The organism is Paenibacillus campinasensis (genome assembly GCF_002272015.1).
Lineage (GTDB): Bacteria > Bacillota > Bacilli > Paenibacillales > Paenibacillaceae > Paenibacillus_AQ > Paenibacillus_AQ campinasensis.
The window spans coordinates 43,902-55,951 of sequence record NZ_NPBY01000027.1 but is presented as its reverse complement, the minus strand read 5'-3'; the positions used below and the strand labels follow the sequence as shown (position 1 = coordinate 55,951).

15 protein-coding genes are annotated in these 12,050 nt (G+C 53.7%); 2 read left to right on the top strand and 13 right to left on the bottom strand.

Features of this window, described 5'->3' with window-relative positions; genetic code table 11:
- Positions 1–42: 42 nt before the first annotated feature.
- Positions 43–603, bottom strand: coding sequence for a YutD family protein (locus CHH67_RS07950; protein ID WP_095264630.1), 561 nt, complete (start codon positions 601–603; stop codon positions 43–45).
- A 28-nt stretch (positions 604–631) separates the two neighbouring features.
- Positions 632–1,525 carry a lipoyl synthase gene (lipA, locus tag CHH67_RS07945; protein ID WP_095264629.1) on the bottom strand — a complete coding sequence of 298 codons (894 nt, stop codon included), beginning with the start codon at positions 1,523–1,525 and terminating at the stop codon, positions 632–634.
- A gap of 334 nt (positions 1,526–1,859) precedes the next feature.
- Between lipA and CHH67_RS07940 the strand changes: the two genes are divergently transcribed.
- On the top strand, positions 1,860–2,891 hold the full coding sequence (locus CHH67_RS07940; RefSeq protein ID WP_413773607.1) for a M23 family metallopeptidase: 1,032 nt from the start codon (positions 1,860–1,862) through the stop codon (positions 2,889–2,891).
- 6 nt (positions 2,892–2,897) lie between these two features.
- Here CHH67_RS07940 and yunB read toward each other — a convergent pair whose 3' ends face one another.
- The 8 genes from yunB to CHH67_RS07905 all read right to left on the bottom strand — a co-directional run bounded on the left by yunB (position 2,898) and on the right by CHH67_RS07905 (position 7,429).
- A complete protein-coding gene (yunB, locus tag CHH67_RS07935; protein WP_244908128.1) occupies positions 2,898–3,683 on the bottom strand; it encodes a sporulation protein YunB in 786 nt (261 codons plus the stop codon).
- The gene (locus CHH67_RS26725) at positions 3,664–3,888 is read right to left on the bottom strand and encodes a hypothetical protein (protein ID WP_244908124.1); all 225 of its coding nucleotides are present in this window, start codon (positions 3,886–3,888) and stop codon (positions 3,664–3,666) included. The genes yunB and CHH67_RS26725 overlap by 20 nt, the downstream gene beginning before the upstream one ends.
- 107 nt (positions 3,889–3,995) lie before the next feature.
- Entirely contained in the window at positions 3,996–4,331 is a 336-nt protein-coding gene (locus tag CHH67_RS07930; protein ID WP_095264626.1) for an ArsR/SmtB family transcription factor, read from the bottom strand.
- 2 nt (positions 4,332–4,333) lie between these two features.
- Positions 4,334–4,762: an SRPBCC family protein gene (locus tag CHH67_RS07925; protein WP_095264625.1), complete on the bottom strand. Its 429-nt coding sequence runs from the start codon at positions 4,760–4,762 to the stop codon at positions 4,334–4,336.
- A gap of 248 nt (positions 4,763–5,010) precedes the next feature.
- Complete coding sequence (locus CHH67_RS07920) at positions 5,011–5,406, bottom strand: hypothetical protein (protein WP_095264624.1); 396 nt, start codon at positions 5,404–5,406, stop codon at positions 5,011–5,013.
- A 62-nt stretch (positions 5,407–5,468) separates the two neighbouring features.
- Positions 5,469–5,876 (bottom strand): hypothetical protein, encoded by a 408-nt coding sequence (locus CHH67_RS07915; protein ID WP_095264623.1) that lies wholly within the window; start codon positions 5,874–5,876, stop codon positions 5,469–5,471.
- A 79-nt stretch (positions 5,877–5,955) separates the two neighbouring features.
- Positions 5,956–6,747, bottom strand: coding sequence for a TrmH family RNA methyltransferase (locus tag CHH67_RS07910; RefSeq protein WP_095264622.1), 792 nt, complete (start codon positions 6,745–6,747; stop codon positions 5,956–5,958).
- A gap of 19 nt (positions 6,748–6,766) precedes the next feature.
- Positions 6,767–7,429 carry a potassium channel family protein gene (locus CHH67_RS07905; protein WP_095264621.1) on the bottom strand — a complete coding sequence of 221 codons (663 nt, stop codon included), beginning with the start codon at positions 7,427–7,429 and terminating at the stop codon, positions 6,767–6,769.
- A gap of 132 nt (positions 7,430–7,561) precedes the next feature.
- On the opposite strand from CHH67_RS07905, the gene sspI reads away from it, so the two are divergent.
- Positions 7,562–7,813, top strand: a complete 252-nt coding sequence (gene sspI / locus CHH67_RS07900; RefSeq protein ID WP_095264620.1) for a small acid-soluble spore protein SspI — start codon at positions 7,562–7,564, stop codon at positions 7,811–7,813.
- Between the two features lie 64 nt (positions 7,814–7,877).
- Here sspI and CHH67_RS07895 read toward each other — a convergent pair whose 3' ends face one another.
- The 3 genes from CHH67_RS07895 to CHH67_RS07885 form a co-directional block, all read right to left on the bottom strand.
- Positions 7,878–9,455, bottom strand: coding sequence for a peptide chain release factor 3 (locus CHH67_RS07895; RefSeq protein WP_095264619.1), 1,578 nt, complete (start codon positions 9,453–9,455; stop codon positions 7,878–7,880).
- Between the two features lie 115 nt (positions 9,456–9,570).
- Complete coding sequence (gene zwf / locus CHH67_RS07890; RefSeq protein ID WP_095264618.1) at positions 9,571–11,121, bottom strand: glucose-6-phosphate dehydrogenase; 1,551 nt, start codon at positions 11,119–11,121, stop codon at positions 9,571–9,573.
- A 136-nt stretch (positions 11,122–11,257) separates the two neighbouring features.
- Positions 11,258–12,049 (bottom strand): YwmB family TATA-box binding protein, encoded by a 792-nt coding sequence (locus tag CHH67_RS07885; protein ID WP_095264617.1) that lies wholly within the window; start codon positions 12,047–12,049, stop codon positions 11,258–11,260.
- Position 12,050 lies beyond the last annotated feature (1 nt).

The window sequence follows — 12,050 nt, the reverse complement described above, 5'->3', positions numbered from 1 at the left end:
TGCTTGGTTGCAGGGGGCCTCTATGCTTTTTCTATGCTTTTTCTATGCTTTCGTTGTCTCTGCCTCTTTCGAAGCATCCTTGGCAGCTTCCTTGTGGGAACGTTTCTCTTTGGATTCCCGGTGCGCACGCGCTTCCCGCTTGCCTTCCCGCTCCCGTGATTCCCGGGCTTCACGCGGCTCGCGCGGTTCCTTCTTGCCTTTGGCTTCGCCCTCAGGCCGGGGCTCGGCCGAGCCCCGGCTCTCGCGGGCTGCATCGGCATCCTTCGCATCTTTGGAATCTTTGGAATCTTTGGCGTCTTTAACGTCCTTGGCCTCTTTAGGCTCCTTGACATCCTTCAGCTTCTGCAGCACGAAATGCGCGCAGCCGAAGTTGCAGTACTCGTTAATATAATCGGATACGCTGGAAAACGTCGCGTCCTTGGGCGCTTTCGGATGGTTGTCACGATAGAAGCCCTTCAAACGGAGCTGGTTGTAGCCCCAGTCGCCCACGATGTAATCATAACGATCCAGAACCTCGCTGTATCTCTCCCGGAAAGCCTCGGGGTTCCAGCCGTTGCGGTGGTCCTTGAGCACCTCGTAACTTTTGTTGCCGATCACGATCACTTACGGTTCCCCTGCCTTTCATCCAAGGTTAAGAGCTTACTGGCTCTTCCTTCTGGCGCTGAGCCGATTTCACCTGTTCATGCGCATGGTAGGAGCTGCGGACAAGCGGCCCGGACTCGACATGGCTGAATCCGCGCTTCATGCCCTCTTCCTTCAGCTGTGCAAACTCCTCCGGCGTGTAGTATTTCTCGACATTCAGATGCTTCGGTGATGGCTGCAAATATTGTCCGATCGTCATGATGTCGCAGTCTACTGCGCGAAGATCGTCCATCGCCTGCAAAATCTCGTCCCACTGCTCGCCGACGCCCAGCATGATGCTGGATTTGGTTGGGATGTCCGGCTGCATTTTCTTGGCATTGGCCAGCAGCTGCAGGGAACGGGAATATTTCGCTTTGGCGCGGACCCGATCCGACAGTCTCTCCACCGTCTCGATATTGTGATTCAGAATATCCGGCTTGGCATCCATAACGATCTTCAGCGCATCTTCGCTGCCCATGAAATCCGGAATCAGCACTTCGACCGAGCAGAGTGGAAGACGTTTGCGAATCGCTTTGACCGTTGCTGCAAAAATCGACGCCCCTCCGTCCTTCAGATCATCGCGCGCCACACTCGTCACGACGCAGTGCTGCAAATTCATCTGCTCGGCAGCTTCCGCTACCCGCTCTGGCTCCTGAAGATCGAGCTCCGTCGGCAGTCCCGTATTCACCGCACAGAAGCGGCAAGCACGGGTACAAATATCGCCCAGAATCATAAAGGTTGCCGTCCGGTTCGCCCAGCACTCGTAAATGTTCGGGCAGCGTGCCTCCTCGCACACGGTATGTAGCGTCTTGGAACGCATCATGTTCTTGATTTCCTTATAATTATCGCCAGTCGTCAGTTTGATTCGTATCCAGTCAGGTTTTGGCTGTTTAGTTTTGGACAAAGAAAATACCTTCTTTCGAATGGATTAAGGGATATGGTTCCCCCTCTATCTTCAACTGTTCCATATTATATCATGAAAATGGTTGATTTACCTGTTTCACATCGGTATGAGATTGATCTAGGTCCGGCATGGATAAAATTTCTCCTTTGGAAGCACGCTACTGGGTAGGCGAGAATCTATCGCCCCGACATAGGACCGGCGTTCAGCCAAACGCTGGCTGCCTATAGCCATCAAATTGCAGTCCTTTCATTCAATATAAGGAGGAGAAGACGCCTTGAGGATCGTCAATCTCAGAGACCGCCGCTCTGCCGGCAAACGGTGGAGTGCTGCCTTCATTGCCGCCGTGACGGCAGTATGCTGCCTGAGCAGCTCCGAAACCGCCGAAGCATCTCCTTCATCGAAGGAGGAGCCCATGGCAGCCAAGATTAAGGCGGAGACGGCCGAAGAAATTTTTGCAGCTCGTAAAGCGTTATATGACCAAATCTCAGCCGTTACCCATATCCCGTGGTTCCGTCTGGCTGCCATTGACCAATATGAGCGCACCATGACCCGCGTGCATCCGAAGGATCGCAAACATCCGGACCGCCTGATCGGCATTTTCGTCCCTCCGACGCGCTGGGCAGGACCGCTCAATCCTGACAAGGAGGATACGAATCCGACATCCATTCGCGTGTTCTCCGGCATCGGCCGGGACGGCAATGGCGACGGCATCGCGGACCCGAACAATGATCTGGATCTGCTATACTCCATTGCTGCCAAGCTGGGCCCTTACGGACATTCCCAAGAGGATTTCAGCATTGGGCTATGGGCTTATTACCAGAACAGCCGGGCGGTTCAGCGCGTCGAGCAATATTCGAAGCTATATGAAACCTTTGGCAAACTCGACCTGTTTGAGCATGCCTTCCCGCTCCCGATCAAAAGCGACTATTCGTACAGAAGTACCTTTGGCATGGGCCGAAGCTGGGGCGGCCGGCGAATACATGAAGGAACCGACCTGTTCGCCGATTACGGCGTTCCTGTCCGCAGCACCTGCTATGGCGTTATCGAGATCAAAGGCTGGAACAAGTATGGCGGATGGCGAATCGGAATCCGGGACTTGAACAACCAGTATCATTATTACGCCCATCTCCAAGGCTTCGACAAGGGAATCAAGCTCGGCGACGTCGTACGCCCAGGGCAAACCATCGGCTGGGTCGGCAGCTCCGGCTACGGCAAGCCCGGCACCCAGGGGAAGTTCCCTCCCCATCTGCACTATGGCATTTACCGGGATACCGGCCTGACCGAGTGGTCCTTCGATCCTTATCCGCTGCTGAAGCAGTGGGAGCGGGAAGAGATGCGCCGGCCGAAGAAGAAAACGCGCTCCTGATTGAAATCAGGGCGCGTTTGTCTGTGTACCGGCCGAGTCTGCGTCGCTTCCGGATATGCCGCCGCTATTCGGCGCCCCCTCCGGATGTGGCGGCGGCTCAAGCGTCGTCCCGGATGGCGACATTTCCAGCCCCCCGGTGCTGGACTCTTCCTCCGAAACCGTCGGCGGCGGAAGGGCAATGCTTGGCGCACTGGCGCTGTTCTCGCCTACCGCTCTGCCCTGGCCGTCATAGTAATACATCGGCACATCACCGACGATCAGCAGATACGAGATCGGAATATCGGTCTGAACAGTCTGGGCCTCCATATCAAAGGGCACCACAACCGCTACCTCTGTCGTGATCCGAACATACACCTCCACCAGGATGTTGTTGATGCCCGCTTCCTTCTGGCGCGTGGACAACTGCACTTTTACAGCTCCTTGCGGCTCAATCTTGACGGGAATTTGCGGGCCGAAGGAGGCGACGATCGGGCTCTTAAGCACCTGCCCTAGCGGAATATGCTCCTGCCGCTTGTGAATGTCATCGAGCGTCTGCTGCACAATTTCCGTCGTGAAGGACGTAATCTTCAAATGCTCGTCATAGTTCAGCATAAAGCCGCTGACTTTTCCAGAGGCATCGGTTTTCCAGTTGACTAGATTGTCAAATTGCTTGCCTTGGGCGACCTGGCTGGAGATCGCCTTGTTAATGGCCTCCGTGGCAATCTGCTTCACCCGGATTTGCGCCAGATGCATAATGGGCGGGCGCAGATTGCGCTCGATATACATGAAAAATTCAAACATCGCGAAAATCATAAGAAACACCGCGAGGAGCACCCATTTTTTCCGGCCGCCGGGCTTGACGGTTCTTGGCTGGTGCGAGGAAGGCCTTGGTGTCCTGAAGCTTCGTCGCTGCGCCTTGAACCCCCGGCGCGCTTTGGGCCACGAAATGGACGGAAAGGTCAAGCGCCTCGTTCCCCATCTTTTTCTTCTCAAAGCGTTCCCCCCTCTTTACATTCATGAGGAGTCTGTGTTGACTTGGCAAGCTCCTTTCTGTATAGAAGGTATGCAGACAGGCGCCAAAAAAGAAGAGCCGGGACACTCGTTCGTCCCGGCTCTTCACTCTTATTATGAAGACTCATCCGTATCCGATTCCACATAAGCGCGAAGCATGGACAGCTTGTTCTCCCAGAAGCGGTCAAAGTAAGATAGCCACGCCTTCAGCTCCAGCAAAGGCTCCGTGTCCAGGCTGTACCTTGTTTCGCGCCCGACTCTCCGCTCTTTCACCAGACCGGCCTCGGACAAAATCCTTAAATGCTTGGAGACGGCCGTTCGAGTCATTGAAAAATGCCCGGTAATATCCTTGAGCGGACGCTCTCCGTCGCCGAGCAGGCTGAGCAGCTTGCGGCGGGTCGGATCGGCAACTGCCTGAAAGACATCATGCTTGGCAGGGGCTGCACTCATGATTACTCCTCCACAACCCCGGCCAGTTTCTGCACGAGACCGCCCCAGCCGTTGTCCATCCGGTCCCGAACGATCGAGTGGGCCTCTCCAAACTCGGTCAGCTGATCTGCTGTCCATCCGCCGTGAATCAGCGTGAACTGCGTGTAGTCCCCCTGCTGCACCAGCTCAAAGGTGACCGTCCAATCCTTACCCCAGTTGAACGATAACCCATTCGGTGGGTCGATCATCGTCACCTTGCACGGGGAAATCCCGAACGGTCCTGCATTCAGCTGAAACTCATAGCCCTCGATCGGCTCAAATGTGTTCGGCATGAACCATGAGGCTATGCCTTCGGATGTGGCAACTGCCTTCCATACCTTATCGATGGAAGCCTTCAAAACCAAGGTGTGGCGAATATCAGGCAGCTTGGACGGATCTATGTGCTCACTCATGTACATCTTCCTCACTTTGTATCTTATTTTATGAAACCATTCGGTTTCCATTTCGATTATATGACACCATATGGTTTCATGTCAATCCAGATAATCATCGCCTCTATCTTAGCTAAATGAAAAAACCGGCGCTCTCGGGTAGATTCCCCGAAAGCACCGGCTTTATGCCGCGTGCATAGCTGCATCAGCGTGGAATGCTTATGGAACCACGGGATATTCCGTCCTTGTCTAATGGATGAGCGGATCTCCTAGGTTTGCGATGCCGGCCGGCTTCTTCTCACCGCCAAACGGAGTAACTGGATAAACAACGCAAAGATCCATCCAGCCAGAGCAAACAGCACAATGAGCGTCATGCCCGTGGCAGCAATGCGTCCAACGTTCAGCAAGAGAAAAACACACCCCATCCCGGCCCCCGCCAAAAAGTAGACGAACATTTGCCATATCACACCGTATTTCATGACCCAGGCATCGATATAGATAGATACCGGCACAGCAAAGAACACATATATAAAGAACAGAACCAGGAATCCTTTAAGGAAGGTGCCGTAATAATACAGCAAGCCAGCCACATCCGGGCTATTGATCACAGTAAACCCCAGCGAGAGCAGCATAGCCGACAATATGGCAGACATAAACCGGATCAAGATACGCCCTCCCTCCAGCATTCACAATTTTAACGCATGGTGCCGAGACTGCCTGTCATCCATCATTTCGGCGTGTCCTTCGATGATCCCTTTAGTTCCATGCCTCTTGTAAAGAATACGACCCCCAGAGCGGCAAAAGTAACATAATTGCTTATTCTCGCTATGACGGCCTCATCATTCTCATATTGAATCCAGAACAAGAGAGCAATTGGCGAGATGATCATGAGTGCTTTCATAACGAGCATAAAAACATACCGGACTTTCTGCTTTCGCAAATCCCCTTCAGTTTCCGCTATTCTAAGGCTCACCTTGGACGAATCATAAATGGTGATCAATAATGCGATGATGCTCGTATACGCCGTTATTTTAACGCCGATCTGAATCCATGGTATAAAGGCCACAACGGCAATGCCCAAATATATTCCTGCAGCCAGATAAAAAAGGTTGCTCTTTAGTTTGTTGCGCAGCATTCTCTCTCTTGTCCTCTCATCAGCCTATGATTTAATCATTATCGGAACGCTTTCCGCTCGTTATGAAGGAATGAGCGGTTTATAACATCCGCTGCCGCAGCGCCTCAAACAAGAGCACGGAAGCGGCCATCGCCGCGTTAAGCGATTCCGCTTTCCCCGGCATCGGAATGATCATCGTATCGTCGACGAGCGCCTCCACTTCAGGAGATACGCCGCGGCCTTCGCTTCCGATCACCATCCAGCAGTTGCCCCCAAAATCATATTCATAGCAGGAGCGGGATGCGGCGAGCGATGTGGTCACCATTCTTGCTCCGCGCTCCCGGGCTTCAGGCAAAATGGTCAACAGATCCCCCTCCACAACCGGCAGGTGAAACAAAGAGCCCATGGTGGAGCGGATCGTTTTCGGATTGTATAAATCCGCACAGCCCCGGCCGAGCAGCACCCCCGCTGCTCCGGATGCATCCGCACTGCGAATAATCGTCCCGACGTTGCCCGGGTCCTGCAAACCATCCAGCACCACAACGAGCCCCTCCTCATGAAGAAGCAGCTCCTGCCAGCGGCGGGATTCCTTGCGCACGACGGCAAAGGTCGGCTGCGGCGAAGGCGTGTCACTCACCTTGGCAATGACGGCTGGCGAGACGCCGATCCATTCGATCGCTTGTCCCGTATCCACGGTGGCAGCCTTAAGCTCATGCGGAATGCCTTTCTCCACATCATAAGTGACACATTCGATGTCCGCTCCGGCCTGCAGCGCCTCCTGGACCAGATGAATGCCCTCGATGATATATTTTTGCTGCTTATCGCGATGCTTCTTCTCCTGCAATTGTGCCCACGCTTTGACTCTAGCGTTCTGGGGCGACAAAATCTCCATAGCTGATCATACGTCTCCTTTATTTGGCATACGCCAGTTCAAGCTTGGTCAGATCATTCTTATGACCGACGATAACGAGGATGTCTCCATCTTCAATCCGGTCGTCCGGATGCGGGGAAATGTTCATATCCTCTCCTTCGCGGATCGCCATGACGTTGCAGCCAAAGCGTGCCCGGATATCCAATTCCCTCAGGTTATGGCCAATCATATTGCCCGAGGCCTTCATTTCCATAATGCTGTAGTCATCCGACAGTTCGATATAGTCCAGAATATTCGGCGATACAAGATGGTGGGCCACCCGCATCCCCATGTCCCGTTCAGGGAATATCACTTTGTCTGCACCGATTTTGGCAAGTACCTTCCCGTGCAGTTCATTTCTTGCTTTTACAATAATAACCGGCACGCCGAGATCCTTCAGGATCAGCGTGGTCAGAATGCTGGCTTGAATATCCTCGCCAATCGCCACAACCACGACGTCGAAGTTCCGGATGCCAAGCGCCCGCAGCGCCTCTTCGTCCGTGGAGTCTGCGGATACCGCATGGGTAACCAGACCCGCTATCTCCTGTACTCGCGATTCGCTTGAATCCACCGCAAGCACGTCAAATCCCATTACGCTTAGTTCCCTGGCCACGCTGGTGCCGAAACGGCCCATGCCAATGACCGCATACTGCTTCTTCGCCATGTCAATATCCTCCCACGAACCTGAGCTTTCCTTATATGATCAGTATATCACACTGTCTTTGTTCCTTGTATGTAACTCGGGTCAAGCGGGTACATTACACATTGACCCTGAATAACAAGGAGGAGCATTTCGATGTCCATATTGTTAGATCTAAGGCAGGCCGTCATTCACAAAGTCCATGACCAGGACAAAGACCAGCTTCGCTCCATGATCGAGGGTTCCGTTGACGGGCCGGAAGCTGCGCTGCCGGGACTCGGTGTTATGTTTGAGATGATGTGGAAGGATATGGATGCCAGCCAGCAGGATCAGCTTGTTGATACCATCCATCATCATTTGCAGAATACCACGCCGGGACAGCTTGTGAACGGTGCCGGCAACGAATGAAAAAGGACAATCCCCCGGCGGTCTTGCCTGGGGGATTGTTGTCTCCATCGCCTAATAAGCGATTTTACGGAGCCATCTCAAGGAACTGGGCGGTCGGATTTTTCTCCATCGCCGTTCTCATCGCATATTCATTTTCAAACAGAACGACATAGTTGTCCTTCTTGTCCTTCACCAAGGTGGAGTTAATTCGGAATTTGGACGGGTCCAGATTCTCGTCCACGATCCAGCGGGCGAACTGGTACGGCATCCGCTGCAGCTGAACGTCTACCCCATACTCGCCCTTCATCCGATATTCGAACACCTCGAACTGGAGCTGGCCGACCACGCCGAGGATCGTCTCGTCAAAGCTTGTGGTGCGGAACACCTGAATCGTCCCTTCCTCGGTAAGCTGGTCGATCCCCTTCTGATACTGCTTATGCTTGAGCGCATTTTTCACCGTGACTTTGGCGAACAGCTCCGGCGAGAATGTCGGAAGCTCGTCAAACACCACTTCACGGCCTTGGCTGAGCGAATCTCCGATGCGGAAGATGCCCGGGTCGAACAGCCCGATAATATCGCCAGGATAGGCTTCCTGGACAATATCCCTATCCTGTGCCAAAAATTGCTGCGGCTGCGACAGCTTGATCTCCTTGCCGGCCCGCACATGCTTTACGCTCATGCCGCGTTCGAACTTCCCGGACACGATGCGCAGGAAAGCGATCCGGTCGCGGTGGGCCGGGTTCATATTGGCCTGAATTTTGAATACATACCCCGAGAATTTCTCGTCGGTCGGCTCGATCAGCCCTTCCGTGCTCTTGCGCGGCTCCGGCTTAGGTGCCAGCTGCAGGAAGTTCTCCAGGAACGTCTGGACGCCGAAGTTGTTGATCGCACTGCCGAAGAAGACGGGCGTCAGCTGCCCTTGCAGCACTTTGTCATAATCAAACGGATCACCGGCCACGTCCAGCAGCTCCAGGTCCTGGCACAATTGCTCATGCAAATATTCGCCGGCCATCTCGCGGATCACCGGATCGGTGTAGCCGTCTACCTTCTGCACTTTAATCGTGGAATGATCGTCCCCCTGGAACAGCTCCACCTGATTCTTCATGCGGTCATAGACGCCGCACAGATCCCGCCCTGAACCGATCGGCCAGTTCATCGGCACCGAGCGGATGCCGAGCACCTGCTCGATCTCCTCCATCAGGTCAAACGGACTCTGTCCCTCCCGGTCCAGCTTGTTGATGAATGTAAAGATCGGAATGCCCCGCTTGGCGCAAACCTGGAACAGCTTGATCGTCTGGGCCTCGACGCCCTTGGCGACATCGATAAGCATGACCGCGCTGTCTGCGGCAGTTAACGTACGGTAGGTGTCTTCACTAAAATCCTGGTGACCCGGGGTATCCAGAATGTTCACCCGATGTCCCATATAATCAAATTGCATGACAGAGGAGGTTACGGAAATCCCCCGCTGCTTCTCGATTTCCATCCAGTCACTTGTCGCATGCTTGCTTGCTTTCCGGGCCTTGACCGTGCCCGCCAGACGGATCGCGCCGCCGAACAGAAGCAGCTTCTCGGTCAGCGTCGTTTTCCCCGCATCCGGGTGAGAGATAATCGCAAACGTTCTGCGCTTATCCACTTCCTGCTGGAGCTCATCTATTTTACTCATTTCACATATCCCTTCGCACTAAAGTCACGTATATCATTGTACCACAATTCATACGCAAATCATCCCCATACGTAACACGCATGAGGATGATTTCAGCGGCCTGCCCGGGACATGTTTACTGCCCTTTCAGCCACACCACGTTATCTTCTTTTTGCCCGTTAACCGGCCACCAGTGGAATCCGTCTTCCTGCAGCAGCTCGTCGGCCTTCGCCGGCCCCCACGATCCTGCCGGATACATCTCCAGATCCCCTTGCTCTTCCTTCCACGCATTCGCAATCCGGTCGACAAAAGCCCAAGCCGAAGCGACTTCATCCCAGCGGGTGAAATAAGTGGAATCTCCGCGCGCAGCATCATGCAGCAGGCGCTCATACGCCTCCGGCGAGTTGATGCCAACGATGCAGCTTTGGCAGAAATCCATCGCCACCGGCGCAATCTCCGATTCCGACCCTGGCTTCTTCGCATTGATCTTCACGTAGATGCCTTCCATCGGATTGACGCGAATCACGAGCAGGTTCGGCTCCAGCGAATGCTTCTGACCCAGGTAGACATTGGTCGGCATCCGTTTGAACTCAACGACAACCTCGGTCGTTTTCACCGGAAGGCGCTTGCCTGTACGAATATAGAATGGAACGCCGGCCCAGCGGAAATTGTCCACGAATACCCGGGCTGCAAAATAGGTTTCCGTCAGCGATTCCGGATGAACCTTGTCTTCTTCACGATAAGCAGGCAGCTCCTTGCCGTCCGCCGATCCCTTCGTATACTGGCCGCGAACAACATTGTTCCGCACTTCCTCACTTGTGGCATACGGACGCAAGGAGCGAAGCACCTTCACCTTCTCGTCGCGAATATCCTCGGCCAGCAGGCGGCTAGGCGGCTCCATCGCAATCATCGTCAGCAGCTGCAGCATATGGTTCTGCCCCATGTCACGCAGCGCCCCCGCATGATCATAGTATCCGCCGCGCTCCTCAACCCCGACCGTCTCACCGAGCGTAATCTGAACATTGGCGATATGCTTGTTGTTCCAGAGCGGCTCGAAGAAGGCGTTGGCGAAGCGGATGACCTCGATGTTCTGAACCATCTCTTTGCCAAGATAGTGGTCGATCCGGTAAATCTCCTCTTCCTTAAATACCTTCCGGATTTCCTCGTTCAGCTTCGCTGCCGATTCCAGATCGTATCCGAACGGCTTCTCGATCACCAGCCGGTTCCAGCCTGCGCCTTCGAGCATGCCGCCCTTCATCAGATTGAACGATACGCTGCCGAACAGCTCCGGTGCCAGCGCCAGATAGAACAGGCGATTGCCCGGAATGTTAAACTTCGTCTCCAGCTGCTCAGTCTGCTCGCGCAGTTCCCGGAAGCCGTCGATGTCGTTAATATCCAATGATTTATATTCAAAATGCGCTGCAAATTCGCCCCACTCCGGCGCTTGCTCCGGCTTATATCGGCAAAACTCCTGAATGGACTGATACACGTCCTCCCGGAATTCCTCTTGCGTCCGTGAACGTCTTGCCACGCCGATCACCGCAAAATCTTCGCTCAGCTTGCCTTCGCGATAAAGACTGTAGATCGCCGGAAACAGCTTGCGTCTTGCCAAATCTCCGGTTGCTCCAAAGATGAAAAATACCGTTCCCGGTGCTTTCAAAGGTTCTAGATTTTGATTTTCAGCCATGGCTCCTCATTCTTTCTATGTAATATTGTATATGCTCCATTGTAAACACAAACTCAATGTGATGACATTTTAGCATATTCATTTCAAGGATGCTATTGCCAGCCCGATTTTTCATTGTTGTTTCAGAAATACACTTTCAATACTCAACGGTAATGACGGGAAATCCGATCGTGATTCTATTCCATTTATTTATGGAATCTTCATGGACCGCAATCTGCATCTGGATCGGCTGCCGTCCGCTCATGACATGAAGCGGGAGGTCGGGAACGTTATAGGACCGGCTTATTGTCGTTACATCTTCATAATTCTCTACCTGCTGAAAATGAAGCATCGGAGACAGCTCGCGTTCAACCTGAGCGATTGTCTCATGAACCGCCGCAGTCTGCCCGGCATACCCCTGCATCGATGCATTCCAGTCAGCCTTGATGCCAAGCGCCGCCATCTCCGTCTGTACTTGCTGCTGCAGCGCGGTCAACCATTCCACTTTATCCGGCCGTTCCTCAGTCAGCATCACCCTCACATAGCTGTTGCCATCCGGCGTTACTGCCCAGTTCAGAGCAGTCTGGATCCCGCCGATAACCCCTTCCGCATGATACACGTCATTGCCATGAAGCTGGTCTTCCCGGACCTCGGTCAATCCGATGGCCGAAGCGAGCTGCTGGGCCGCTTCCCTAGCTTGTACGAATGATGCATGATTTATCAGTTCTCCTTGCAATTTGACAGTGATCGTCCCGCCTGCTTCCATCTGCCGAGCGCCAAGGTCGATAAGCATGCGCAGCTGATCAGCCGCGTCAGCCTTGTCGCGTTCCAAGCGCTGCCCGGCCTCCGAACCCGATATAACGCCACATCCCGACAGAACGACGACGATACCGCTTAACAAAGATATAATCATTGCCAGACTCCACAACTTCATTCCGAATTGTCTCATG

Excerpts from the sequence above, each read along its gene's own strand:
- yunB (WP_244908128.1), bottom strand. The coding sequence starts at position 3,683 with ATGATTTTCGCGATGTTTGAATTTTTCATGTATATCGAGCGCAATCTG.
- CHH67_RS26725 (WP_244908124.1), bottom strand. The coding sequence starts at position 3,888 with ATGAATGTAAAGAGGGGGGAACGCTTTGAGAAGAAAAAGATGGGGAAC.
- CHH67_RS07930 (WP_095264626.1), bottom strand. The coding sequence starts at position 4,331 with ATGAGTGCAGCCCCTGCCAAGCATGATGTCTTTCAGGCAGTTGCCGAT.
- CHH67_RS07925 (WP_095264625.1), bottom strand. The coding sequence starts at position 4,762 with ATGAGTGAGCACATAGATCCGTCCAAGCTGCCTGATATTCGCCACACC.
- CHH67_RS07915 (WP_095264623.1), bottom strand. The coding sequence starts at position 5,876 with ATGCTGCGCAACAAACTAAAGAGCAACCTTTTTTATCTGGCTGCAGGA.
- CHH67_RS07910 (WP_095264622.1), bottom strand. The coding sequence starts at position 6,747 with ATGGAGATTTTGTCGCCCCAGAACGCTAGAGTCAAAGCGTGGGCACAA.
- CHH67_RS07905 (WP_095264621.1), bottom strand. The coding sequence starts at position 7,429 with ATGGCGAAGAAGCAGTATGCGGTCATTGGCATGGGCCGTTTCGGCACC.
- sspI (WP_095264620.1), top strand. The coding sequence starts at position 7,562 with ATGTCCATATTGTTAGATCTAAGGCAGGCCGTCATTCACAAAGTCCAT.
- CHH67_RS07895 (WP_095264619.1), bottom strand. The coding sequence starts at position 9,455 with ATGAGTAAAATAGATGAGCTCCAGCAGGAAGTGGATAAGCGCAGAACG.
- zwf (WP_095264618.1), bottom strand. The coding sequence starts at position 11,121 with ATGGCTGAAAATCAAAATCTAGAACCTTTGAAAGCACCGGGAACGGTA.
- CHH67_RS07885 (WP_095264617.1), bottom strand. The coding sequence starts at position 12,049 with ATGAGACAATTCGGAATGAAGTTGTGGAGTCTGGCAATGATTATATCT.